General features: G+C 69.2%; 19 protein-coding genes and 2 pseudogenes. 10 read left to right on the top strand and 11 right to left on the bottom strand.

Going from position 1 to position 24389, the window contains the following annotated elements; translation table 11 throughout:
- Positions 1 to 19: 19 nt before the first annotated feature.
- Positions 20 to 1156, bottom strand: a complete 1137-nt coding sequence (locus DIR46_RS02530) for a metallophosphoesterase (RefSeq protein WP_109343844.1) — start codon at positions 1154 to 1156, stop codon at positions 20 to 22.
- Positions 1157 to 1351: 195 nt separating this feature from the next.
- Here DIR46_RS02530 and DIR46_RS02535 point away from each other — a divergent pair, with 195 nt between their 5' ends.
- The 4 genes from DIR46_RS02535 (at position 1352) to DIR46_RS02550 (ending at position 6823) form a co-directional block, all read left to right on the top strand.
- Positions 1352 to 1873 carry a glycine zipper 2TM domain-containing protein gene (locus DIR46_RS02535; RefSeq protein ID WP_109343845.1) on the top strand — a complete coding sequence of 174 codons (522 nt, stop codon included), beginning with the start codon at positions 1352 to 1354 and terminating at the stop codon, positions 1871 to 1873.
- 98 nt (positions 1874 to 1971) lie between these two features.
- A complete protein-coding gene (locus DIR46_RS02540; protein WP_109343846.1) occupies positions 1972 to 2934 on the top strand; it encodes a protein kinase domain-containing protein in 963 nt (320 codons plus the stop codon).
- The gene (locus DIR46_RS02545) at positions 2931 to 5270 is read left to right on the top strand and encodes an FtsW/RodA/SpoVE family cell cycle protein (protein WP_109343847.1); all 2340 of its coding nucleotides are present in this window, start codon (positions 2931 to 2933) and stop codon (positions 5268 to 5270) included. The genes DIR46_RS02540 and DIR46_RS02545 overlap by 4 nt, the downstream gene beginning before the upstream one ends.
- A complete protein-coding gene (locus DIR46_RS02550) occupies positions 5240 to 6823 on the top strand; it encodes an RAD23 family protein (protein ID WP_109343848.1) in 1584 nt (527 codons plus the stop codon). Before DIR46_RS02545 ends, DIR46_RS02550 begins: the two co-directional genes overlap by 31 nt.
- Positions 6824 to 6854: 31 nt before the next feature.
- Here the strand turns inward: DIR46_RS02550 and DIR46_RS27055 are convergent, their stop codons facing one another.
- Complete coding sequence (locus DIR46_RS27055; protein ID WP_229446461.1) at positions 6855 to 7058, bottom strand: hypothetical protein; 204 nt, start codon at positions 7056 to 7058, stop codon at positions 6855 to 6857.
- Here DIR46_RS27055 and DIR46_RS27060 point away from each other — a divergent pair.
- The gene (locus tag DIR46_RS27060; protein ID WP_229446462.1) at positions 7048 to 7293 is read left to right on the top strand and encodes an SH3 domain-containing protein; all 246 of its coding nucleotides are present in this window, start codon (positions 7048 to 7050) and stop codon (positions 7291 to 7293) included. The genes DIR46_RS27055 and DIR46_RS27060 overlap by 11 nt on opposite strands.
- 22 nt (positions 7294 to 7315) lie before the next feature.
- Here the strand turns inward: DIR46_RS27060 and DIR46_RS02560 are convergent, their stop codons facing one another.
- Genes DIR46_RS02560 through DIR46_RS02570 form a run of 3 tightly spaced genes read right to left on the bottom strand, consistent with a single transcriptional unit; the run spans position 7316 to position 9552 of the window.
- Positions 7316 to 8008: a hypothetical protein gene (locus tag DIR46_RS02560; RefSeq protein WP_109343850.1), complete on the bottom strand. Its 693-nt coding sequence runs from the start codon at positions 8006 to 8008 to the stop codon at positions 7316 to 7318.
- A gap of 32 nt (positions 8009 to 8040) precedes the next feature.
- Positions 8041 to 8784: a hypothetical protein gene (locus DIR46_RS02565; RefSeq protein ID WP_109343851.1), complete on the bottom strand. Its 744-nt coding sequence runs from the start codon at positions 8782 to 8784 to the stop codon at positions 8041 to 8043.
- 45 nt (positions 8785 to 8829) lie between these two features.
- Entirely contained in the window at positions 8830 to 9552 is a 723-nt protein-coding gene (locus DIR46_RS02570; protein ID WP_109343852.1) for a MarC family protein, read from the bottom strand.
- A gap of 290 nt (positions 9553 to 9842) precedes the next feature.
- Between DIR46_RS02570 and DIR46_RS02575 the strand changes: the two genes are divergently transcribed.
- Both DIR46_RS02575 and DIR46_RS02580 read left to right on the top strand, forming a co-directional pair.
- Complete coding sequence (locus DIR46_RS02575) at positions 9843 to 12014, top strand: phosphocholine-specific phospholipase C (protein WP_109343853.1); 2172 nt, start codon at positions 9843 to 9845, stop codon at positions 12012 to 12014.
- Between the two features lie 19 nt (positions 12015 to 12033).
- A complete protein-coding gene (locus tag DIR46_RS02580) occupies positions 12034 to 12708 on the top strand; it encodes a PEP-CTERM sorting domain-containing protein (protein ID WP_109343854.1) in 675 nt (224 codons plus the stop codon).
- Between the two features lie 42 nt (positions 12709 to 12750).
- Here the strand turns inward: DIR46_RS02580 and DIR46_RS02585 are convergent, their stop codons facing one another.
- Positions 12751 to 13236, bottom strand: a complete 486-nt coding sequence (locus tag DIR46_RS02585) for a GNAT family N-acetyltransferase (RefSeq protein WP_109343855.1) — start codon at positions 13234 to 13236, stop codon at positions 12751 to 12753.
- Positions 13237 to 13344: 108 nt separating this feature from the next.
- Here DIR46_RS02585 and DIR46_RS02590 point away from each other — a divergent pair, with 108 nt between their 5' ends.
- The 3 genes from DIR46_RS02590 (at position 13345) to DIR46_RS02600 (ending at position 17341) form a co-directional block, all read left to right on the top strand.
- Positions 13345 to 14610, top strand: coding sequence for an MFS transporter (locus tag DIR46_RS02590; protein WP_109343856.1), 1266 nt, complete (start codon positions 13345 to 13347; stop codon positions 14608 to 14610).
- Between the two features lie 62 nt (positions 14611 to 14672).
- Positions 14673 to 15656: a PP2C family protein-serine/threonine phosphatase gene (locus tag DIR46_RS02595; RefSeq protein WP_109343857.1), complete on the top strand. Its 984-nt coding sequence runs from the start codon at positions 14673 to 14675 to the stop codon at positions 15654 to 15656.
- Between the two features lie 116 nt (positions 15657 to 15772).
- Positions 15773 to 17341, top strand: coding sequence for an FHA domain-containing protein (locus DIR46_RS02600; RefSeq protein ID WP_109343858.1), 1569 nt, complete (start codon positions 15773 to 15775; stop codon positions 17339 to 17341).
- A 222-nt stretch (positions 17342 to 17563) separates the two neighbouring features.
- Here DIR46_RS02600 and DIR46_RS02605 read toward each other — a convergent pair.
- From DIR46_RS02605 to DIR46_RS02625, 5 genes and pseudogenes are all read right to left on the bottom strand, one after another.
- Positions 17564 to 17755 (bottom strand): annotated as a pseudogene (locus DIR46_RS02605) (pirin-like C-terminal cupin domain-containing protein); the annotation flags it as partial.
- A gap of 38 nt (positions 17756 to 17793) precedes the next feature.
- Positions 17794 to 20057: pseudogene (locus tag DIR46_RS27865) on the bottom strand (bifunctional serine/threonine-protein kinase/formylglycine-generating enzyme family protein).
- Positions 20058 to 20067: 10 nt separating this feature from the next.
- Positions 20068 to 22122 carry a coiled-coil domain-containing protein gene (locus DIR46_RS02615; RefSeq protein WP_109343859.1) on the bottom strand — a complete coding sequence of 685 codons (2055 nt, stop codon included), beginning with the start codon at positions 22120 to 22122 and terminating at the stop codon, positions 20068 to 20070.
- A 145-nt stretch (positions 22123 to 22267) separates the two neighbouring features.
- Positions 22268 to 23260: a hypothetical protein gene (locus DIR46_RS02620; RefSeq protein WP_109343860.1), complete on the bottom strand. Its 993-nt coding sequence runs from the start codon at positions 23258 to 23260 to the stop codon at positions 22268 to 22270.
- Positions 23257 to 24363: a hypothetical protein gene (locus tag DIR46_RS02625; RefSeq protein ID WP_229446463.1), complete on the bottom strand. Its 1107-nt coding sequence runs from the start codon at positions 24361 to 24363 to the stop codon at positions 23257 to 23259. Before DIR46_RS02625 ends, DIR46_RS02620 begins: the two co-directional genes overlap by 4 nt.
- Positions 24364 to 24389 lie beyond the last annotated feature (26 nt).

Here is a 24389-nt window from a genome sequence, read left to right on the forward strand (position 1 = left end):
TAAGGGCGCAGCTCCTTGCTCAGGCCGGCACCAGGCGCACCAGCGTGATTTCCGACGGCGCGCCGAAGCGCTTCGGCGGTCCCCAGTAGCCTGTGCCGCGGCTGGTATAAACCCACATATCGCGTACGCGGTTCAGACCGGCAACAAAAGGCTGCTGCAACGGTACGAATAAATTCCATGGGAAGAACTGGCCGCCGTGGGTGTGGCCCGATAATTGCAAGTCGAAGCCGGCCTTTGCCGCTTCGGGCGCGCTGCGCGGCTGGTGGGCCAGCAGCACCTTCACGCCGACCCCGGGCGGCGCGCCATGGACGGCGCGCTGCGGGTCGCTCTTGTGCTCGGGGTGGAAGTGATGGGCCGTGTAATCGGCCACGCCGGCAATCATGAGGGCGGCATTGCCGCGCCGGCGCACCACGTGCTCGTTCATGAGCACCGTCAGGCCCAGGCGGCGCACCTCGGCGATCCACTCCAGCGCGCCGGAATAGTATTCGTGGTTGCCGGTGACAAAGAACACGCCGTCGCTCGCCTTCAGGCGCGCCAGCGGTTCGGTATGCATGGCCAGGCGCTGCACGCTGCCATCGACCAGGTCGCCGGTGACGGCGATGGCGTCGGCGCCGAGCTTGTTGACCTTGTTGACGATGGCGTTCAGGTAGGGCCGCTTGATGGTCGGGCCGACGTGGATGTCCGAGATCTGGGCGATGGCGTAGCCGTGCAGCTCGGCCGGCAAGTCCCGGATCGGCACGTCGACCTTCACCACCCGCGCTACCCGCCGCGCGTTGACGTAGCCGACCACGGTCACGGCCAGCGCCACCAGCGGCACGGCCAGTGCACTGCCGTAGCCGATCGCCGGCGTCAACGCGCCGAAAGGCAGCAGCGCCAGCAGGACCAGGTCGCGCAGCAAGGTAATCACCAGCAGCGACGAGAACAGACCCATCGACAGCAAGCCTAGCCAGGCAACCAGGTTCGACCAGCGCCGCCGGCGCAGCGAGGACGACATCAGGCCGACCGGCACCAGCGCGCCGAGCAGGCCCAGCAGGACGACGGAGAAGGCATTGCCGGCCAGGCCCAGCCCGAGATCGGGCAGCAGGCGCATGCCGATATAGACAAGCAGCAAGACCAGCAGGGAGAGGACGACGACGAAGCTACGGCTCGGGCGCATGGTGATGATCGAATGACGGTGGTTGTTCCTAGATGGGGCGCCTGCCGCTGCTTGCAAGGCGGAATGTTACCGGCTGAGAAGCAGTTGTAAAAAACTGTATTAACGAAAGGCACAATCCGGCGTCGGGAATATAGTACGTCCATACCCGGTGTCGCAGTCATCATCCCGATCTCCGCCAGGGTAAAAGGAAAGACCATGTTGAAATCGACAACCCTTGGTGCTGTGCTGCTGGCCGCTGTCGCGGTATCGCCGGCGGCAATGGCCGGTGATCGTGGTACGAACACGGCCGTTGGCGCGGTGCTCGGCGCCGTCGTCGGCCACACGGTCGGCGGCACCGGCGGCGCCGTCGCCGGCGGCGTGATCGGCGCGGCGGTGGGCAACTCCATCAAGACCCGCGACGACCGCCGTCATTACGGCCACCACAATGGCTACAACAACGGCTACAACAACGGCTACTACCAGTCGCAACCGGTGTACGTGCAGCCGCGCCCCGTGTATGTGCAACCGCGTCCGGTCTACGTGCAGCCACGCCCGGTGTATGTGGAATCCCGTCCGGTCTATGTCCAGCCCCGTCCGGTGTACGTGCAACCGCGCCCGGTCTACATCGACAATCGCGGCCGCGGCTGGGACCGGCATGATCGCCATGACCGTCGGGATCGCCACGACCGCTGGGATCGCGACGACCGCCGAGGTCATCACTACGGCCACGGCCGCTGATCCACGCCGATCCAATGAGCCGCGCACCGCGCGGCTTTTTTTCGTCTCCCCTCCGCTAGTTCCCCACATCGGCGCCATGCGCCAGGTTCGGGGACACCATGTACGAAGCAGGCACCGTCGTTTCGCTGGCCGGCGGCCAGTATCGCTTGCGCGAGGCGCTGGCCGGATCGGCCTATGGCGTCGTGTGGCGCGCCGACAGCCTGCAGGCCAACGGTTGCGTGGCCCTCAAGCTGGTCAACCTGGAACAGATGGAACGCGCCCCAACCGGCCTGCGCGCACGCTGGCTGGCCAGCGCCAGCACCGAGATCGCCTTCCTGCGCGGCCTGGCGCCGTGGGATGGCCGCCACATCGTGCGCCTGCTCGACAGCGGCGAGCACGCCGGCATGCCGGCGATGGCGCTCGAGCTGCTCGACGGCGACCTGGCCGGCCACCTGACCCGCGAGATGGCGCTGGGGCGCACGATCGCCCCTGCCCGCGCGCTGGCCTGGATCGGCCAGGTCAGCCAGGCGCTGGCCAAGGTGCACGCCAGCGGCTGGCGCTATCTCGACCTCAAACCGGGCAACCTGCTGCTGGACGGCGCGAACGACAGCGTCAAGCTGGCCGATTTCGGCACCAACCGCCGCCTCGACGACCTGCGCGCGCACACCTATGCCGGCACCGCCAACTGGCAAGCCCCGGAACAGTTCTTCCCCGACGCCAACGGCTACGCCACCGAGGCGCGCACCGATTATTTCGCCCTTGGCGCCCTGCTCTACTACCTGGTCTGCGGGCGCCTGCTGCGCTACAGCAGCGCCTGCGGCCAGGCCTGGCAGGCGCACGGGCGCGACGCGGCGGCCAGCCTGCTGGCCGAGCGCCAGGCCCGGCCAGCTGTACTACAACCGGACGAAGCGGCGCTGTTCGCCAGCCGACTGGGCCCGGCCGCCGCGCCCGGCCTTGCGCTGCTGCGCGCGCTGGTGGCCGAGCGTCCCGCCGATCGTCCGAGCCATGCGCTGGACATCAGCCGCGGCCTGGCGGACATCGTCTCCGCCCTGAATGCCGAACCGCTGCGGAGCGCGGCATGAGGCGCCTATCCCTCGGCGCCACCCTGGCCGCGACCCTGCTCGCGCTGCTGTGCGCCGTGCAGCTGCTGGCCTTGATGAGGGCGCCGGCCGCCTGGACGCCGGCCGGGATCGCAGTGACCCTCGCCCCCGGAGAATCGGCCATGCTGGGCCGCCAGGAACTGGGCGCGCCGCGCGCGGCGCCGCGCCAGGTGGTGCTGCGCCGCGACCGTGACGGCGACTGGCTGCTGCGCAACGCCGAACCGCAGCAAGCCGTCGTGCTGCGCCGGGGCGATGCGCGCCAGCGCAGCAGCGACCTGCCGCTCGCGGCCGGCCAGCGCATCCAGGCCGGCGCGCGGCGATTGCAGGTGGTCTCCGCCGAAGCGGGACGCGTCACCCTGCACGATGGCGAGCAGACCTGGACCTACGACGGCGCCACCGTGCTGCGCGACGGCCAGCCCCAGCCGGCCTGTCCCGACGCCGGCCTGTCGGCGCGCGCGGTAGCGGCCTGGAACCGCTGGCTGCCGCAAGGAGCGAGCCTGGCCCGTCCCCTGAGCCTCGGCGGTCTGCTCTACTGCGGCAACCGCATCGCCGCCGCCGCGATCGAACCCGGCGACGCCCTGCTGCTGCGCCAGGAGGACGGTCGCATCGCCCTGTCGGCGCGCGGCGCCCAGCCGGTGCTGGTCTCGCAGGGCGCCGGCTGGATCGACGCCGCCCAGCGCGAGCTGCCGCTGGCGGACGTGGACGGCTTCGCCGTCGGCCGCACCCTGTTCACCATCGCGCGGGATGGCGCTACCTTGCTCCTGTCGCCGTCGCGCCAGGTCGCGCTGTCGGCGTCGCCCGCGAATCAGTTGCCGGCCACGGTGAGCTGGCGCTGGGAGCAACGCGACCATCTCGCCCTGCCCGCGCCGCCGTCGCTGGCCTGGGCCGCCGCCTGCCTCGTCCTGATGATGGGACTCGCCTGCATCGCGCCATCGCTGCGCCAGCGCAGGGGATATTCGGCGCTCGTGCGCCCCTTCGCAGCAAGCCTGCTGGCCGCCAGCGCCATGCTGTTGCTGGTGACCCAGCGCACCGTCGGCGCACCCGGCGCTGCCATCTCCCTGCTGCTGGCATGGGCCACGCTCTGGCTCACCCTGCTGTATCCGCGCCGCGCCTCGCTGCTGGCATCCAGCGCCGTGCTGCTGCTCGGCGCCGGCCTGCTGGTGCAGCTCGAGATGGGGCTGGGGGCGAGCGACACGGCCTGGCTGCGCCACTTCCAGAACACGACCGCGCTGCTGGGGCTTGGCCTGCCCGGCGCCCTGCTGTTGCTGTCGTGTTTCGCCCGCGGCGCCGTGTCGCGCCCGGTCACCGAACGCGTGCTGCTGGTATGCGCCGCGCTCGCGCTGGGCGGCTTGCTGCTGCAGGTGTGCTTCGGCGGCGAAACCGGCGTGTTCGACATCCAGCCCTTCGAATTCGCCAAGTTCGCCCTGGCCGCGTTGAGCGCCCACTGCCTGGCGCTGGCCGCCGGCGGGGCCGCGCACGAGCGGCGCGACTGGCGCTTCTGGCTGCGGATGGCTGCGCCGGTGCTGCTGTTCGTGTTCCTGCTCGCCGCGGCCCTGGTGCGGGTCGACGATTATTCTCCGCTGCTGCTGCTGCTGGTCTGGAGCGGCGCCATGCTGCTGGCCTGGTGCGCGAGTCACGGGCGGCGCGCGGCGCTGGCCTCGGTCCTCGTGGCCGCAGCCCTGCTGGCGGCGGGCGGCGTGACGATGCGCGCCGGCGGCGACCTGCTCGGCGCCTTCGGCTTCTATCCCGAGCGCTTCCAGGTCTGGAGCGAGCCGGCCATTCACCCTCACACCGGCCAGCAGATGCTGCAGGGCAGCCGCGCCATCGTGCAGGGCGGCTGGCTGGGCGCCGACCAGTTGCTCGGCCTGGCGGCGCTGGGCGGCGCGGCCGGCGAGGCCCTGTCCATTCCCGCGATCCAGGACGACTTCGCCCCCTCCTTCCTGCTGCACCGCCATGGGCTGGCGGCGGGCCTGGCCTTGTGGAGCCTGCAAGCGCTGTTCCTGGCGGCGCTGCTGCGCGCCGCCGCCGGCGCCTGGCGCTGCTCGAACGAGGCCAAGGACTTCCGGCGCGCCTGGAGCGGCCGCTTCCAGTGCTTCGCCCTGTGCGGCGGCGCGGCCTTCGTCGCCGGCCACCTGCTGCTGTCGTGGGGCACCAACCTCGCCATGTTCCCGATCATGGGCCAGCCCATGAGCTTCCTGTCCGCGGGCGGCTCGCACCTGCTGTTTTTCATCTGCCCCCTGCTAGCGTTCGGCATGGCGAGCACCCAATTCAACGAGGAGAGTCAATCATGCCGGTCTATGTCCAACACGAAGTCCTAGGCAAGGTCCAGGATGTGTTCAACGCCGACGCCCTGTGGCAGGCGCCTGGCCTCGCGCTGTTCTCGCGCCGTCCGCTGCTGCGCGACCTGCTCGAGCGCTCGCCGCGCGAGCAGCGCGGCCGCGCGGCCACCCGCTGCTTCTCGCACGTAACCCTGGTGCTGCCGCAGGACGAGGTCGACGACGACCGTCACCTGACCCGCGGCGCGCGCGTGCGCGACCTGGCGCAATCGCTGGCCGCCCTGCACCAGAAAGATTTCGGCGACCTGCTCGGCGGCGACGAAGTACGCTACCACGTGCTGGGCAGCGACGACCTCGATCCGGGCGAAGTGCAGGTCAAGTTCGGCCACGCCGTCTACCTGCCGGCGCCGGGCGAGCAAGTCCAGTACACGGTGACCGCCTCGCGCGACAGCGCGATCTGGCAGCCGGTCTGCGCCATCTATCCGAACCAGCGCCTGACCCTGGTCGGCCTGGACGGCGCCAACGCCACCTTCGCGGTGCCCGGCTGGCCGTTCGGCCCGGAAGGCGGGCTGCTGCTGGTAAACGACGGCGCAGGCGCCCCGCTCGAACTGCAGGTGCGTCCGAAGGACAGTTTCGAATGCCGCTTCGATGCCGCCAACGGCTACTACGTCCTGCGCGGCAAGGGCGCCAGCGCCCAGCGCCTGCTCCTGAAAATCAGCCGCGTCGGCGCCAGCGCGGGCGCCGCCGTCCGTCCGCAGCCTGCGCCGACGTCCAGCGCCGCACCCGCCACACCAAGCGCGCAGCCTCAGCGCAGCCCGGCGGTATGGAAGTCGCGCACCACCACGCCGCTGGCCGCCGACATGACCGCGATGCCGCTGGCCGCTCCGAGCCCGGCGACTAAACCGACGCCAACGACCGAGCTCGATGCGACCTACGCCCCGGTTGCGCGCCACCGCATCACACTGGCCGCGCTGGCCCTGCCGCGCCTGAGCCGCTACCGTGAGACCGGCGCCCAGGAACTCGAGGTCGGCCTGAACGCCCAGCTGCTGCCCGGTGCGCCGGGCAAGGACAGCGTCATCCGCTTCGCGGTCGACGATGCCGACGAGCTGCACGCAATCACTCCGGCCGGCCGCCAGCGCATCGCCGCGCCGTCGCAGTTCGCGCCGCTCGACAACGCCAGCATCCGCCTGCTTGCGGTCCAGCAGCAGCTGGCCGAGCGCTACCGCGCGCTGCTGGTGCTGCCGGAAGGCCCGTCGCAGCCTGCGGCAGCGGGCACGCGCCTGACCTTCGGGCGCGGCATGCCGTCGCTGGGCGCGCTGCGCGTGCTCGACACGCCGCAATTCGTGCGTCAGGGTGACGGCGCCCCGGCCGCCAGCGCCGACCGTCTTGGCCTGTCGCGCAACGCCTTCAGCTGGGAAGCCTCCAGCGAAGGCCTGCGTATCGCGCGCCTGTCGCCTACCCAGGCGCTGTACCACCTCGACGAGCATTTGGCCCTGGTGGCCCAGATCGAGAGCGCGACCCAGGATCAACCCTATGTGATCCCGCCTGGCCATCACCTGGTGGCCGGACACTACGTGCTGCGTTTCGACGCTTGACGACGATGGTCACCTGGACTCACGCGGCCGCCTACGCGGTGGCTTTGGTGCTGACCTTGTGTGCCTGCGCCTGGCTCACGCCGCGCGCCTGGTGGCGGCGGCCGAATGCGCGCGCGCTCGGCGTGCTCGGAGTCGGGACCGCGGTTGGCGGGACGCTGTTGCTGGCCGTGTCCGGGACTTCGGCGCCGGCCCTGGAGCCGGTGCAGTCGGCACAGGCGCGGGAGGTGGCAGGCATCGATCTGCCGGTCGCCGGTGCCCGCTACCGCGTGCACGATGCGCTCAACCTGCGTGTGGCGGGCGGCGTCGGCGCTGAACGGCTGCTGGTGGTGCCGGCCGGCGCGCGGGTGGAAGCGACCGGCTTGCGCGAAGGCGACTGGTGGCAGGTGCGTGCGACGGTCGATGGCAAGGCGGTCGAGGGCTGGGCCAGCAGCCTGTGGCTGCGGCGGGCAGGCGAAGGACCCGGTGTCTGAATGGGAGATCGAGCCTCGGGGATCAGTCACTACCGCCCAGCATGACGAAATTCTCCAGCTCTCGACGCCCCAGCTCCGCAGAGAGCAGCTCAAGTTCTCTTACCAGCACGGCGAGTTTCGCTGATTTGCGCGTAATTTCCGCGTGAACGCTCGTATCGACGTTACTCGTCGATACATGGATTCGAATATCGTCTGATAACCGTTTCGCCGAATCCGAGAGTGCGCGGAAATGTTGGTCCATCGCCGCATGGACGCTGGCATCATGCTGCGCCTTCGCCCGGTTGGTGATAGCTGCACTGGCCAGTGCGCCGGCAAACGCGCCCGCGACCAGCTGAAGTAACGTCGCTCTGTGATCCAGATGCGCTGTGGCGCTGCGTATCTTCGTGGCCGATTCGGTCAGCTGACCCGATTGGCGCCTCCATTCTTGGATTCTTTGCCTGTCGGCCGGGAGAACATCCTTCGACTTGGCGCGCGCGGCGCTTTCCAAATTTTCGATCTTCTGGTCCAGGGAACGAGCAGAGTTTTCCATCTTGACGATTGAGGCATTCCGGGAATTGTTCGCCAGGCTGAAGCCGTAGCCGATCACAATCATCACGAGCGCGGCAATAAAGAACCGCCCGGGGCGACTGTGCGATTTGGCACCACTGGCCAGATAAGCCGTCAGCGCAAACGTCGTCACGAACGAGAAAACCAGAATCAACTGGCCTGTGAACATAGAACTCCTTATTTCCTGTTGACGAAGCGATGCTAATCGCGCGCGGTGCGCCAGACTTGCTGCTTGGCCGGCGTTTCATGCGTCGGACAGTTGGTGAAGCGCTGCCGGCCATGCATCTCGATCATCTCGACATTGGTCGTCGGCGCCCTGTCGGTGACACAGTAGGTACCCCTCCCGGTGATCACCCGCGTGCGTCGCGCGCCGTCGCCAGTATTGTTCACCAGTTCCTCGACCTTGGGCGCTTCCCACAGACGCGGCGCCGCAATGGCGCGGGCCTGCTCCATGCCCTCTCGCATGCGGATCTGCGGGCTATCCGGCGGCAGGACGATCACGGGCTTGTTTTCCTTGCGCAGGGCGCGGTCGATCTCTCCGACGCTGCGCCGCGCATTGGCGAGGATGTCCACGGCGGCTGGCGACCGGGCGGGCTGCTCGTCCGCAGCCGTCGGTGCCGGCGCTGCCGATGGCGCTTCCTGCACTGGCGACACCGGGGCGGCAATGGTGCGGGTTGCCCGCGCTGGAGCAGCATCCAATGCGGGCCGCACTTCCTTCACCGGTTCAGGCGCAGCTGGTTCGACGCGCGGCGCCGGCGTCGGCGTCGGCAGGGTCAACCATTGCATCGCTTCGTCGCTACCTTCTTGCGGCATCGACGGCAATCCCCCGGCCATCTGCCAGGCCAGAATCAGCGCCAGGTGGACCGCCAGCGTGACGCCAACACCGGCAAGGCGCTCATTGCGCGTGCCGGCAGTCGGCGGTAATGGATAGGAGAGGCTGGTCATCGACCAGCAGTATAGCGAGCCGGCCAGCGCGTACGCTCACCAATTCTATCCGGCGCCCAGGATCGTCCGGACCGTGGCCAGGTGCACCGGCACCGACATCACCTCGAGCAGCAGTTCGCGCAGGCCGTCCCAGACGATCTGCACGCCAAGGCACAGCAGGATGAAGGCGGTCAGGCGCAGGAAGACGGCGGTCCCGGCCTCGCCGATCAGCCGCAGCAAATGTTCGCCGTAACGAAACGCGAGATAGATCAGCACACCGATGACCGCCAGCGCCATCAAGGCGCCGCCCATGCGCGCCAGCGAGAACACGATCTGCACGTCGTGCAGCGCGACGCCCACCGTGATCGCCACCGCGATCGAGGCCGGGCCGCAGCTGATCGGGAAGGTCAATGGATAAAAGGCCTGCCGGTGGGCGTGGTCCGGTGTGTAGGCCTCGGCCAGCGCGGTCCGGCTGTCCAGCGAGGAAGGCGTCGCTCCCAGCAGGCGCCAGGCCACCGAGGCGAGAATGAGCCCCCCGCCGACCCGCACGATGGGCAGCGAGATGCCGAAGAAGTCGAGCACATAAGAGCCGATGAGCATCGACCCCGTCATCAGCCAGAACATATTGCGCGCGATGCGGCGCGCCAGCAGCGTGCGGGTTGCGGGCGATGCGCCCTCGGTCATGCTCAGGAAGATCGGTGCGGTGGCGGCCGGATTCAGGATCGGCAGCATGGTGACCAATACAAACAAGAAACTTCTGGCTGCTGCCAGCAACAATTCTATCGTCATGAAAATAGCAGGGGATATTGCGGCGAACGTTAGACGCTCGCCGCATGCGGACCGGCACGCGTGTCCAACATACCCTAACCGATCACCAGGCACAAGCTGCACACCGCTGAGACCAAGAATTGTTTTCAACATAATGGATTCGCGCACTCAGCGTTATGTTGTCATCAACACTTCATCATCGATACGTAAGCTGGCCGGCGCTGTACGTGTTTCTTTGCCATCCATCCAACCGACCGGATCAATCCAATGCAACCACACGACTTTGCCCCGCTCATCATGCAGGTGCGCCCATGAGCCGTCGCGACTTTCTCCGCACGGTGGCGCAGACGGGCGGCGCCAGCGCAGTGCTGGCCACCTTCCCTCCCGCCATCCAGCGCGCCCTCGCCCTGCCCGCCAACCAGCGCACCCGCAGCCTGCAGGACGTCGAGCACATCGTCGTGCTGACGCAGGAAAACCGCAGCTTCGACCATTATTTCGGCACCATGGAAGGCGTGCGCGGCTTCGGGGATCCGTTCCCAATCCCCGTCGTCGACCGGCAAAACCTTTTCAGCCGCAAGTCGGTCTTCGTCCAGAAAAGCGTCGGCGGCGCGCCGGTGCCCGGCCGGCCCGACTGGCCGCAAAGCCGCGCCATCGCGCCATTCCGGCTCAACACGGTGCAGGACTTTCCCGTCATCCGGGTGGCTGGCACGCCGCACGCCTGGCTCGACGCGCAACTGGCCTGGGACAGTGGACGCATGAACGACTGGTGCGCGGCCAAGCAGAATCACTCGATGGGCTATTACGCCGAGGCCGACCTGCCGTTCCAGTTCGCGCTGGCGCGCGCCTTCACGATCTGCGACCACTATCATTGCGCCACGCAGACCGGCACCAATACCAACCGCCTGTTCCTGTTTACCGGCCATAACGATCCGCTGGCCGTGGCGGGCGGCCCGTCGACCGACAACAGCCGCGACAACTTCAACCAGGACCCGTCCACCGACTATCGCTGGATTACCTATCCCGAACGCCTGCAGGCCGCCGGCATCAGCTGGCAGGTGTACCAGAACATGGCGGACAACTTTACCGACAATCCGCTGGCCGGATTCCGCAGCTTCCGCAACGCCTGGTACGGGCGCCCCGGCGCTTCACAGGCGCTGCGCGAGCGCGGCATCAGCACGCGCGACCTCGACCTGCTCAAGGCCGACGTGCTGGCCAACCGCCTGCCGCAGGTGAGCTGGATCGTGGCCACCGCGGAAGGATCCGAACACCCCGGCCCGTCCAGCCCCGCCTCCGGCGCCGACTATATCGCGCGCGTGCTGGACGCGCTGACGGCCAATCCCGAGAGCTGGAGCAAGACGGTGTTCCTCGTCAACTTCGACGAGAACGACGGCTTCTTCGACCACATGCCGCCTCCCTCGGTCCCGGCCTACACGGCCTATAGCGCCGACCCGGCCCAGGCGCGCCTGGCCGGCGCGTCGACAGTCGACACGCTTGGTGAATACCACCATGTGCTGAACGGCGCCGATCCACGCACGCTGCACCGCCCTTACGGGTTCGGGCCGCGCGTGCCGATGTACGTCATCTCGCCCTGGTCCAAGGGTGGCTGGGTGAATTCCCAGGTCTTTGACCATTCGTCCGTGGTGCGATTCATCGAGGCCCGCTTCGGCGTGCGCGAGCCGCTCATCAGCCCATGGCGGCGCGCGGTGAGCGGCGACCTGCTCTCGTGTTTCGATTTCGTGAACCCGCCCGACAGCGGATTCGGGCAGTTGCTGCCCGAAACGGCGGCCCGGCGCGCAATGGCCCTGGCCCTGCCCAACACCAAGGTGCCGGCCATGCCGGCCACACTGGCCGCGCCGGTGCAGGCAGCCGGGGTGCGTCCGGCGCGCGCCTTGCCGTACGAACTCCAGGTGCAGGCGCAAGCGCTGGCCGGCCAGGTCGAACTCACCTTCGACAACGCCGGCGAAGCCGGTGCGGTATTCCATGTCTACGACCGCCTGGCGCTGGACCAGGTTCCGCGCCGCTACACCGTCGAGGCGGGCAAGCAGCTGAAGGGCCGCTGGGGCGCCGCTTCGCTCTACGATCTCTGGATTCTGGGGCCGAACGGCTTCCACCGTCACGTCGCGGGAGATGTTCGCCGCGGCAGCAATGCGGCCGGGCCCGAACTGATCCTGCGCGCCGACCGCAAGGCGGGTGACCTGGTCATCGAGCTGGTCAACGACGGCGCGCAGCCATGCACCTTCGTCCTGACCGCCAACAAGTATTACAACGCCAGGCCGGTCGAGGTGCGTGTCGTGGCGCGTTCGCGCAGCAGCCTCAGGCTGCCGCTGGCGGCAAGCCACCACTGGTACGACTACAGCCTTCGCGTGAACGGCTTGCCCGGCTGGTTCCGGCGCTTCGCCGGCCACCTGGAGAACGGACTACCGTCGATCAGCGACCCCGCAATGCACGGGCCGGCAAGGCTCGACCAGTATCGTGTCAATTGAACCTCACAAGGAGTCTTCCATGATGCAGCGATTTCTCGTTGGCGCGGCCTTGCTCGCCGCGGTGTGCAGCGCCCAGGCGGCAGTGGTCTATGGCGATAACCTGGTCGTCAACGGCGATGCCGAGGCCGGCCTGGTCGGATGGACCGGGTATCCCGGCTACGATATGTTCCAGTCCGTGAACTACGGCAGCAACTGGGTCTTGCCGACCCAGCCCGGCCCCGGCGATCGAGGCGCCCGGATGTTCAGCGGCCTCGGCCAATACGCCGTCGGCTATCAGACGCTGGACTTCGGCACGACGACCTCGCAGCGGATGTCGTACTCCCTGAGCGGATGGCTCGGCGGCTGGAGCAACCAGGGCGATAACGCGTTGTTCTACGTGCAGTTCCTCGACGAACTGGGCAACGAGGTCGGAAGTTCGGCGATCGGCCCCGTGACGCCGGGAGACCGCGACAACCAGACCGGCCTGTTCTACCGCGAGTCCGAGGGCTTCCTGCCGGAGGGCACCCGCTCCCTGTCGTTCTGGTTGTCGATGGAACGCCTGGTCTCCGGCGACAACGACGGCTATGCGGACAACCTTTCCTTCATCCTGCACGCGCCTGGCGGCGAGGTGCCGGAGCCCGGCATGGCCTCGTTATTCGTGCTCGGCGGCGGCATCCTGGGCTGGGCGCGGCGCCGGCCGAAACCGGCGCGCTGACGCTGCTGTCGACGTCCATGGTGTGCAGGCGGGCGGTGCGCGCTAGCCGTGGCCGTCGTCCGCCCACCCCAGCCGCATCGGATTGAAATACAGCCCCTTCACGCACTGCGTCGGCGCCACCCGCACGAAGCCGAACGCCTCATACGCTGGCACCGCATGGTTCGACGCATTGACCGTGAAATTACCGTCGCCGCCGCGCGCGATCGCCGCCGCCCGCGCCACGTTCCACAAGCGCCGCGCCAGCCCCCGCCCCTGCCAGCGCTTGCCGACGAACAGGTGAAACAGATGGCTGTTGTCGCGGATCGCGATGAAGCCGGCGAGCTGCCCCTCATCCAGCGCCACGTGATACACATGCCCCAGCGCCAGGTATTTGCGCACACCGGTCTGGTCGTTCTCGGCCAGGAAGGTCGCGGCGCCCTCGTGCGTCGATTCGTGCACGATGAACTCCAGCGCCAGCTCGCGCAACTGGGCCGCGATGGCGGGAACGAGCAGTGGAATATCGGTGTCGACCAGCGGTCTGATGTCCATGACATGGTTTGACAGTGTTGCGTGGAGAGTAAACATACCACAGCGTTGATTTTCCATAATGCAATTTTATTGACGAGCGAGCGGACCCCGTCCTACCATGGTTCGACCATGCCGAAAGCCAGCTTACTCGCCTTGTTCTCCCCTGCCGCCGGCACGGTTCCCAGACGCCGCAAGGTGCCCCTGACGCAGCCGCTGCGCCATGCCCGCTACCGCCGCATCTGGCTCGCCAACCTGGTATCGAATCTCGGTACCTGGGTCCAGACCTTCGCCGCGGCCTGGCTGGTCGCCTCGCTGTCGCAATCGGCCTCTATCACCTCGCTGGTGCAGACCGCCACCTATCTGCCGGTCTTCCTGTTCGCGCTGCTCGCCGGGGTGCTGGCCGACGCCGTGCACCGGCCCAAGTTCCTGTTCTTCTGCAATCTGTTCAATGCCGTATGCGCCGGCGCGATGGCCGTGCTGGTCTGGAGCGGCAAGGTATCCAGCGGCCCGGTGCTGGCGATCACGTTTTGCCTGGGCATCGGCACCGCCTTCATCTGGCCGGCCTGGCAGGCGGCCCTGGCCAGCCTGGTTGAACCCGACGAAGTCGAAGCCGCCGCCACGCTCAACAACCTGTCGTACAACCTGTCCGCCATCCTCGGCCCGGCGCTGGGCGGCCTGCTGTTCGGCTGGATCGGGCCAGGCGCCCTGTTCCTGGCCAACGCCGTCTCCTTCATCGGACTGCTCGGGGTCTACTGGCACTGGTGGCGCGAGGGCGAACCGCAGCCGGGCACGCGCGAAACGTTCGGCGCGCGCCTGCGCCTGGGCTTCGCCACCGCCTTCGCTTGCCCGCGCTACCGCCGCATCCTGCGCAATGTGTGTTCGGTCTTCTTCGCCACCATCGCCTTCGCCAGCCTGCTGCCGGTCTTCGTGCGCGACGTGCTGCACCTGCGCGCCGGCGTGTATGGCACCCTGATGGGCTGCCTGGGCGGTGGTGCGGTGGCTGCCGCCTTCTTCCTGCCGCAGGTGCGGTCACGGGTCGACCGCACCGGGCTGCTGGCCGGCGCGCTGCTGGTGTATGGCGCGATGCTTCTGGCCATGCCGCATACCCGCTCGCTGGCCCTGCTCGCGCCCATGATCGTATGCGGCGGCATGGCCTGGTCCACCACCGTCTCGACCCTCAACGCGGCGGCCCAGTTGTCGTTCCCTGCCGAAGTGCGCGCGCGCACCTTGTCGATCTACCTGTTCGTGATGTCAGGCGGCTATGCGGCCGGCAGCGTGCTGTGGGGACTGGTCGCCGACGCCTGGGGCGTGCGCGCCGCGTTAGCCGCCGCAGGCGCCTGTGTGGTGCTCAACGCCCTGGTCTTGCTGACGGGTGGCCGGAAACACCCCATCTAATCGTGTCTTTCATCCGTCACGCGAGCGTGTAAAGTGGCGCCATCATCCTGAACATTTTGCCAATGCCAGTCACGCTCGCCGATTTCCGTTTCGCTCCCTGCTTCGACGTCGCGGTCGCGAGCCGCGTCGGTTGCGGCCCGTCCACCCGCGCCGAGAACCAGGACAATTTCGTCGTCATCGATTTCGACGGCCGCGCCTGCCGCCTGCAGGACCAGCAGCCCTTCCCTGTCACTGTGGACGGCTGGCCGGCCGGGCATGGCCGGCTGGCGGTGCTGGACGGCATGGGCGGCCATGGCCATGGCCGCGAAGCGGCCGAAGCGCTTGCGGCGGCCTTGCTGGCGATGCCGGCCTGCGCCACATTGGAAGAACTGAGCGGGCGGCTGGACGCGATCCACGCCGGCCTGCAGGCGCGCTTCGCCCACGGCGCCAGCGGCGCCGGGCGGCCCGGCACCACGCTGACCCTGCTCGAATTGCCGGCGAGCGGCGCGCCGCTGCTGTACCACGTGGGCGATTCGCGCCTGTATGAACTCGATGCGGCGCACGCCACGTCCCTCACAGTCGACCACGTGCCGGCCACCGTGGCCGCCCTCGCCGGCCGCCTCGACGAAGCCCACTGGTGGCGCCAGGTGCACGGACGCCATGCGCCGCAGATCGCCCAGGCTTTCATCCTTGGCAACGCCTTCGCCGATCCGACGCGCCTGTCCGATCCGCTGTTCGCCCTGAGCCCGGATAACCTGCCCTGCTGGCTCGCCCACCTGGCCGACCGCCGCGCGCTACCCCTGCGGCCCGGCGCGGCCTACCTGCTGGCCACCGACGGCTTCTGGTCCTGCGCCCAGCCGGACGGTTTCGTCGCCGGCTGGCCGGCCCAGATGCAGGGCGATCCGGATGCGGTGACCCTGGTCGAGCGCCTGTTTGGCCTGCTGGAAAACGATCCGCCGGCCGGACTGCAGCCCGACAACCTGACCGCCCTGGTCGTGCGCCCACTGGCCCGCCACGCGGACGAAACCGTCCTGCCGGTGGAAGCCCCGGCCAAAGCCACCAACTGATCTAATGCTTTTAGAAAATAATGTTGTTAATCAACGAACTTGGTGCGCCGTGCGGTTCAAAAACAGCGTAAGCTTGCAATATTGATTTCGACCATTACTTGACTTGTCGCCCTGACATGAACCGCTGCCGCAATCCCGAGCATCCGCACTGCACCGTCTGGGTCCTGCCCGGCGACGCCCTGTGCGCGCACGGGCATGCCCAGCCCGAGGTCCAGGCCGCGCTGCAGCCTTCCCCGCCGCCGGCAGCCACCGCGCCGGCCGTCGGCCTGCCGTCGAGTTTCGACGCCATCACCGCCCTGCGCAGCCGGCGCCCGACCGACATCGGGCCGGCGCCGACGCTCCCCCGGACCAACCTGCAACGCCCCCAGCTGCACATCAGCGGTTTCGACCCGCGCGCCGCCGGCGGCCGCCAGGCGATCCGACTCGAGCTGCGCGGCATGCCGATGGATTGCGCGCCCGAGGTGCGCATGCTGGTGCGCTCGGCGCTGCGCCTGCACGGCGGCGAAAGCTATGCGTTCCAGCGCACCTCGCGCGGCGACTGGCGCCCCCTGTTCCTCGAGTTTTCCTCGCGCGGCCTGGAACACGGCCAGTACCGCATCGAGATCGAGCTGCACAGCCATCATCGCCAGGCCCCGGAATCGAATCGCACCTGGACCTGCTCGCCCGTCATCCTGGTGCCGCGCCAGGACGCCAGCCTGGGCGAGATCCACCAGACCTTCCTCGCCACCCACAAGAACGTGCGCGTGACGGCCGACGACGCCGGCATCGCCCGCATGAATGCCACCGGCGGCGCTCTCGGCGGCGGACGGATCGATATCGACGTCAATGCCCGCAATGCCTCGATCGCCCAGCTGAACCTGGACGGCGGCGGCGGCAGGATCGACCTCGGCATGTCGACCATCGCCTGGGACGAAGACCTGATCGAGATCGACATCCCGGTCGAGGCCGCGCAGCATCCCTGTCCCGTGACTGGCGCCTGCCTGGTGCACGCCGAGGCCGACTCGGCCACCCAGCGCCACGTGCGCCTGTTCGCGCTCGACGAGTGCGTGCTGGGCCGCTTCGAGAGCATCGCGCCCGAGGCCGACCTGCTGCTGGCCCACCACGGCGAAACCGGCGCCGAGATTGGCGGCCTGACCCGCCGACTGTCGGGACGACACGCCGTCATCCGCCGCAGCCGGCATGGCTTCGAGATCGAGGACGTGTCGCGCTATGGCCTGCTGCTGGACGGCGTCTGGCCCGGCAAGCACATGCCGGTGCAGCTGCGGCTCGGCATGCGGATCGAATTGACGGCCAGCATCAAGGGCATCGTCACGCTCGAGGTGACGGCCCTGATGGCGCACGCGGTCGTGCTGCACCGCCTCGACGCCGGCGCGCGCGCCGAATGCTTCTACCTGATGGCGCCGGACTGCCTGCCCGCTCCCAACCGGCCCCAGCAAGCGTCCAGCATGCCGCGCGCCGCGGCGCTGCCGATGCTGTTCCATCGCGACGGCGGCTTCTGGCAGCGCGACCGCGACAGTGGCCGCGAGACCCCGCTGGCGCCGCAGGCCCGGCTGGACCGCCTGCAGCAGGCGGGCCTGGGCATGGCGGCGCGCTTCGTGGCGCAGGCTTATCCAGAGGCGCATGGCGGCCACCGCGGCGGCGGCGAACGCCACCACCACGCTCTCACGATCGCACTCGACGCCTGACGCCGCCTGTCAGGCGAGCGCTCAGCCGTGCGGCGGGATCAGGATCAGGAAGACCAGCGCCGCGCCGGCCAATAGTGCGGCCTGCAGGGCGAACACGATCGCCGGTGCCCGCAGATGTTCAGGAATCTTCATGGTTCACCTCCCGTATGCAATGAGCCCACGTTGGTGAGGCCAGCTTACGCCTGCCCGCAACCCGCCCGCGCCAGTTAGCCGCGCGGCAAGTCAGTCGTGGCGCCAGGCCGACGGCAAAGGCGGCAGCGGAATGCGTTCAGTTTCTCCGGGCAGCGCGACGAAGCGGTCCGCTTCCCAGTTGTGCGCCGCCTGCTCGATGCGCTCACGGCTGGCCGAGACGAAATTCCAGAAGATGAAGCGCTTGCCGTCCAGCGGCGGGCCGCCGATCACGACGAAGCGCGCTCCTGGTCGAAAAGGCCGTGCTTGACTGCACACCGGAGTTACAACTCGCGCACCACCCGAAAGCCGACGATATCGTTCGACAGCACGGCCGAGAAGCCGTTGCGCAGCGCCGAGCGCAGGTAACGCGGGTTGTACAGCCATGAACCGCCGCGCAGGATGCGCCGCACCTGGTCGCCGCCCAGTTCCCAGGCGCTGCCGTCGCCTGGCGCGCCCTCGTAGTTGTCGTGCACCACGTCCTGCACCCATTCCCAGACGTTGCCATGCATATCGTGCAGGCCCCAGGCATTCGGCTGGAAGATGTCGGCCGGCGTGGTGCCGTGCCGGAACTCGCCGCGCGGCCCGCCGTTATAGGTGAAGCTGCCGTCGAAATTGGCGTGCAGGGTCGTAATGGTGTCGCCCACATTGAACGCGGTCCTGCTGCCGGCGCGGCAGGCGTATTCCCATTCGGCCTCGCTCGGCAGGCGGTAGCGCTTGCCCGTGGCCGCGCTCAGCCAGGCCACGTACTGCTGCGCGTCGAACCAGGTCACGCCCACCACCGGATGCATATCGGTCTGCGGGAAACCGGGGGATTCCCAATCGACCTCGCCATGCTGTTCCCAGCCGCTCGCCCGCACGAAGGCGCGCCACTCGCCAACCGTCACCGGATAGCGGCCCATGGCAAAGGGGCGTTCGATGCCGACCCAGTGCTGCGGCGTCTCGCGCGCGATCCAGTTCTTTTGCGAGCCGGCCGCCATCGCGATGCGGCGTTCGTGCTCGGGCGAGCCCATCTCGAAACGGCCGGCCTGGATCAGGACCAGGGCCGGACCGTTGCCGCTGCCGTCGGTGAACGGGTCGTGCAGGATGGCGCCGGGGTCGACGGCCGGCACCGATGGCGCCGGAGCGGTTGGGGCCGGAGCCGCCTGCCCGACCACCCGCGCCGCTTCTTCCTCGCGCGCCTTCTTCTGCTCCGCGAGATACGCGGCGGCGGCCTTGGCCTGGGCAGCCTTGCGTGCCGCTTCTTCCTTGGCCGCCTGCGCCTTCGCCACTTCTTCGTCGCGCTTGGCCAGCAACTGCTGGCGCAGCGAGTCCTTGCGCGCCAGGCGCGCCTCCTCGGCCGCAGCCCGTTCGCGCCGCTGCTGTTCGCGCAACTGGATGCGACGCTGCTCGTCGAGCCGTGCCTGGGCCGCCGCCGCGGCTTCAGCCTCCACCTTGCGGCGTGCAGCCAGCTCGCGCGCTTCCTTCTCTGCTTCGACCCGGCGCGCCGCCTCCTGCGCGGCCAGTTCCTCGGCCGATGGGCCGGCCGCGGCGCGGATCGCGTCCAGCAGCGCATGCACCGTGGCCGGCCGCTGCGCCGGGTCGGATGCGAAGCCGGCGCGCAGCACTTCCCACTGGCGCGCGCCGAGCGTCTCGGGCACCTGTCCCCCGGTGCGCCGGGCAGCACGCCGGTGAGCAGCTGGTGGATCATCACCGCCACCGCGTACACGTCGAGCGTCGGCTCCGGCACCCGGCCTTCGAGCGCCGCCTCGGGCGCGCGGTAGCCGGCGGTGCCGGACGTCGCCGGCGCGTCGAGCGGCGACATGGCGCCGCTGGCGCGGGCGCGCGCGGCGATGCCGAAGTCGAGCAATTTCACTTCGCCCTTGCGGGTGACGAACACATTGCCCGGCTTGATGTCGCGGTGGACCAGGCGGTGCTTGCCCCAGGCGTAGTCGAGGGCATCGGCCACCGGGTCGAGCAGCGCCAGCACGCGGTCCAGGGGCAGGCGCGACTCGCGCGCCAGCACGGCGTCGAGGTCCTCGCCTTCCAGGTACTCCATGATGATGAAGTAGCTGGACGTGGCCGGATCCTGGGCCCATTCGTAGACGCGCACGATGTGCTCGTGCGCCAGACGCCGCGCGCGCGTGGCCTCCTGGATCAGGAGCTTGGCGTGGCTCGCCGCCTGGGTCAGGTGCGGGGGCAGGATCTTGAGCGCCACCTGGGCGCTGTGCCCCAGTTCGGCGTGGGTGGCAAGGTCGGTCGCCTGCCACACCTGGCCCATGCCGCCGTGGGCGATCAGGCGCTCCAGCCGGTAGCGGCGGGTTTGCGGGCCGATTTCCTGGCCGGCCATCAGGCCGATCTCGGTGCCGGGACGCGCCATGGGTACGCCGGGCTCGGGGTAGATTTCCGTGCCGGGCGCCTGAGGTTCGGCCCCGGCGCCGGCGCGCTCGGCCGGCGTATAGGCCGCGTCCAGGATCGCGTTCTTGCGCAGGTCGAACTCCTGACGGCTCAGCAAGCCGTCTTCGTGCAGCGCGCGTAGTTCGCGGATCTTGTCGATGGCAGTCTGCATTGCTATTGAATCACGCCGGCAGCGTCGCTCCGCATGCGGCGCAGAAACGGTCGTCACGTCCGGCAGGGTGGCCGTGGACGCACTGGCGCGCGCTGGCGACGCCAGTAGCCAGCGCTGCCTGCGAGGTCAGCGCCGCCTTGTTCACATCGTTCTGCATGGCCAGCAGGTCGAGCTGGTGGCGCCGGTCCTTGTCGACCTCGTGCTCGCGGCGCGCCTGTTCCGCGGCGACCCGCGCATCGGCCAGCGCCGCGTCGATCTTGCCGACGCCGGCCACGCCGGCCAGCGCCGTCAACTGGTCGCCATCCATCGAGGCATGCACGCGCGTTTTCAGGTAGTCGGCCAGCACGGCCGCATTCGGCGCCTCGCTCAGTGCCAGCTTGGCGGTATCGTCCATCGCGCCCAGGGCTTGTGCGCGCGCCATCGCCAGCCGGGCCAGTTCGAGTTCGTGGGCGCGGTCGGCCGCGCGCGCACCTTCCGCGATGCCGGCGCGGCGCTCGTCGGCCTCCAGGGTGACGTCCTGCATCCGGCGCGCGTGCGTGGCGTCGGCATCGATCGTGCGCAGCAGCTTTTCGTGCTGGGCCTGGGCGTCGGCCCGGCCGGCGCCGCGGCGCACGCTCTCGATGCGCTGGCGCGCCTGTTCGTCTTCCCATTCCTGCGCCCGTTCGGCCTCGCGCCGGCGCGCCTCGTTGGCCAGCTTCAGGGACTGGAACGTCGCCTCGTGCTCGGCGCCCTCGATGTCACGCATTCGCCGCGCTGCTTCTTCTTCGCTTTCGCGCAGCCTTGCCAGCTCGGCGCGCTGGCGGGCCGCGTCCTCGATCTGGCGCGCCTGTTCGATCTTGTTGCGGATCTGCTGTTGCAGCAGCTGCTGGGAGAAGCGCTGCTGGGCCAGCTGGCGCGCCTGGGTGGCCTCTTGCTGGGCGCCCGCGATCTCGGCGCGCATGCGCACGCCGGCCAGCGCCCGCAGGTGCTGCCACTCGGCCGTCTCGTCGGCACGCTGCGCGTTCTTGTGCGCCATCTCGTGGTCGAGTTCGGCCAGCACCTCGGCCGCGCCGTTGGCCAGCGCCTGCTTGCGCGAATCCGCCTCGAGGATGCGCCCATACAGCTCGATCTGGCGCGCCCGCACGCCATGCGCGCGATCGGCGCCCTGCAGGGACAGTTCTGCGCGCGCGATGGCGTCATCCTGGCGCAGCTCGGCGCGGCGCAGCCGCAGCCGCCCTTCTTCTTCGCTGCGCTTGATGCGCTGCCATTCCTCGGCCGTGTACAGCTCGTCCAGCTGGCGGCTGTGAGCCAGTTGCACGTGTTTTTCGTCGGTCGCCAGCCACAGGCTGCCGATGCGGGCCCGGTTGGTGTCGTATTTGTCGTGGCGCAGCTCGAAGGTCTCGACCGCCGTCACCGCCAGGCCGTAACCGGCCAGGAGCGTCCTGAGGCCGCCCTGCAGGCGCTGATCGAGCTGTTCGCGCAGTTCGCCATTGGCCGCCAGCTCGCGAATCGAGCGCGCGCCGATGAACTCCAGCGCGAGCTGGCGCACCGGATGCGACAGCAGTTCGCGCAATTCGCCGGCGCCGATCGTGCCCGGCGTGGTCATGAAATGGCGGGCGAAGGCCGGCACATGCTCGATCCTGACGCTGACCGAGAAACGCAGGGCGATGTCGAGATGTTCGCAGGTGGGGATGTCGGCGAATTCGAACGGCACCGCCAGCGCGCCGGTGCGGGTGACGAGGATCTCGGCGTGCTGGTCGCGCAGCAGGTGGTTCAGGCGGGTGAAGAAGCCTTCGATCTCGTACTCGCCCTGCGGCACCTCGGTGGCTTTATCTCCTTGCAGGATGAAGCCGCGCGCCGTGGCAGGCACGCGCAGCGTCTTGACGAACAGGCCGGATAGTTCGCGCACGCCGAAGAACACGGCCAGCTCGTCGGGACCCGGCACCCAGCGGTTCTCGACCAGCACCGGCTTGTTGCGCGGGGCGCCCAGGATCACGCCGCAGCCGGCGCAATAGCGCGCCTCGGGCGCGTTCCTGCACTCGCAGCGCGGACAACTGGCGCCTTTAACTCCGAACATCTGCAACATATCCGACTCCGTTCTATCCTGTACTTCTCGTCACTTCCGATTACAAACCTGCCGTCCAGCCACTGGATTCTAGCAGGGCCATGCCTCCGGCACGGATCGCTCCCGTGCGTGGGGTGCGATCCGTCAATCCCAGCCCGACGCCCAGTTAGATGATGCCGATCCGCTCGACGCAGGCCAGGCTCGCGCCGCGCGCGCGCAACGCTTCGCGCAATCCCTGCGGCAGGGCGGTTTCCCACTCCTTCGGCAGCAGGATGCGGTCGCCCGGGCCGGCTTCGCGCGCGATCAGCGCGCATTTCGGCGCCAGTGCCTCGACCGCCTCGACCCGTCCCGCATGCCAGGCGCTGGAGCTGCCGGTGGCGATCACCCGGCCACGCGCCAAAAATTCGCGGCCGCGCGCCATGCGGTCGGCCATCACCAGCGCCAGCTGGTAAGAGTCGCCCGAGAAGCGCGGCTCGCCGAAACGCACCGTGGTGCGCCACTGGCCCTGGCCACGGCCGTCGAAGTGGCGCGACCCGGCCAGCACCGCCGCCACCTGCGCCTGGCGCACCGCATCCACGTCCGGCACGCTGACAGGATCGTCTTCGCCGCTCCCGGCCCTGGCCAATGGCCGCACGCTGACCTCGACCCAGCCCAGGCCGTCGTGTTCGCCGCCGCTGTGCATCGGGAACCAGGCGCGCGCGCTGGAGATCGCGGCGGCGGGATCGGGCTGGCCGTTCAGAACGCCCAGGTGCGCCAGGGCGTCGGCGCCGCCCAGCAACACGCCGTCGGGCATCCCTGCCAGCCGACGACCGTCGATCCGGCCCAGGTGCCAGGCATCGGACCAGCCGTTGGCCACGACCTCGCGCTTCGGCGCAAAGACGTCGCGCACGATACGGTCGGCCAGCACCGCCGCCAGTTCCCAATCGCGGTCGGCGTCGAGCGGCGCGCGGTCCAGGCTCAGCACCACTTGGTCGCGGCTGTCGACGCGCGGCTCGGTGTGGCGCGCCAGGCGCACCACCTGCTGAATGCGCTCGGCCACGCCGGGTGCGCCCGGCACGCTGCACTTGACGTCGGCGCGTCCGGCGCGCGGACGGCGTGTGGCGGTGATCGTCAGCATGCCGCCGTCAACGGCGATGCTGCGGCACTGGATAGCGGTCATACCTCCTCCAGCTCCACTTCACGCGCAGTGACGGCGCGCCGCGCGCCGGCCTCGGTCTCGAGATTGGCCACGATGCGGTCGGCCTCGTCGAACAAGGCGTCGAGCGGGCCCTCGCCGGCCACCTTCAGGCGCGCCAGCAGGGCCCAGGCCTCGTCCAGCGCGGCGGCGGCGCGGCGGCTGTGGCGCGCGCGCCGCAGCTGCTCTTCCTGCGCCAGCGGCTGGCCGGGAGCCGCCAGCTCCAGGGCCGGCATGGTGCCGACCGACAGGCTCACCAGGTCGAGCCGGCGCAGCAGGTCCTGGTGCTGGCGGAAGCGTTCCTGGTCGGCCGGCAGCACCGCCATGCGCACCGCGCACATCAGGCAGGGCAGCTCGAGGAACAGGCGGCGCAGCGCGCGCGCGTCCTCGCAGGCGGGAACGAACGCTTGCTGCGGCGCCACCGGGGCGAGCGCACCCTCGCGGGCGGCGGCCGACGGATGGACGGCATCGAGCCGCGCGGCCAGGCGGGCATCGAGCGTGGCCGCATAATCGCGCGCGGCGCCCAGGTCGACCGGCACGCAATCGTCGACCGTCACGCCAAAGCGGGTATACAGCAATTGGTTGAAACCGGTGCGGAAGGCATTCCACTCTTCCAGGGTGGTGCATGGAGGCAGCTCCAGGTTGCCCTGGGCCAGCTCGCGCTGCAGCGCGGTCTGCGCCAGCTCGACGAATCCGCCCAGTTCGACCATGCAGCCTGCCTCGCTGGCCAGGAACAGGTCGAAGCGCTGGTGCGTGGCGCGCGGGTCGCTGGCGTCGATCGCGAAGTGCACCCGCAGCCCGATCTCGGGCGCGCCTGCGAACGGCGTCAGCTCGCAAGTGTAAGGGCCGGGATGGACGCACCATGCGGTTTCGCCCTCGATCGCGGCGATGCGGCTGCCGGCCGCCTGGCGCCGGCTGCGTCCGGCCTGGTCGACCAGCACGGCGGCGCAGCCCGGTGGGACGGTGAGGCCATTCGGCGCCGGCAGCGCGATCGCCACGCCGCCGAGGCGACTCGCGTCGAACTCCGGCTGCCGCAGCGGGCGCAGCGTGTTCTGCAATGTACTCTTGAACAGCGAACCTAGCATCATCGTCCTTCCGGTATCTCAGAACACCA

This window comes from Massilia oculi, assembly GCF_003143515.1.
In the GTDB taxonomy this organism is placed as follows: domain Bacteria; phylum Pseudomonadota; class Gammaproteobacteria; order Burkholderiales; family Burkholderiaceae_D; genus Telluria; species Telluria oculi.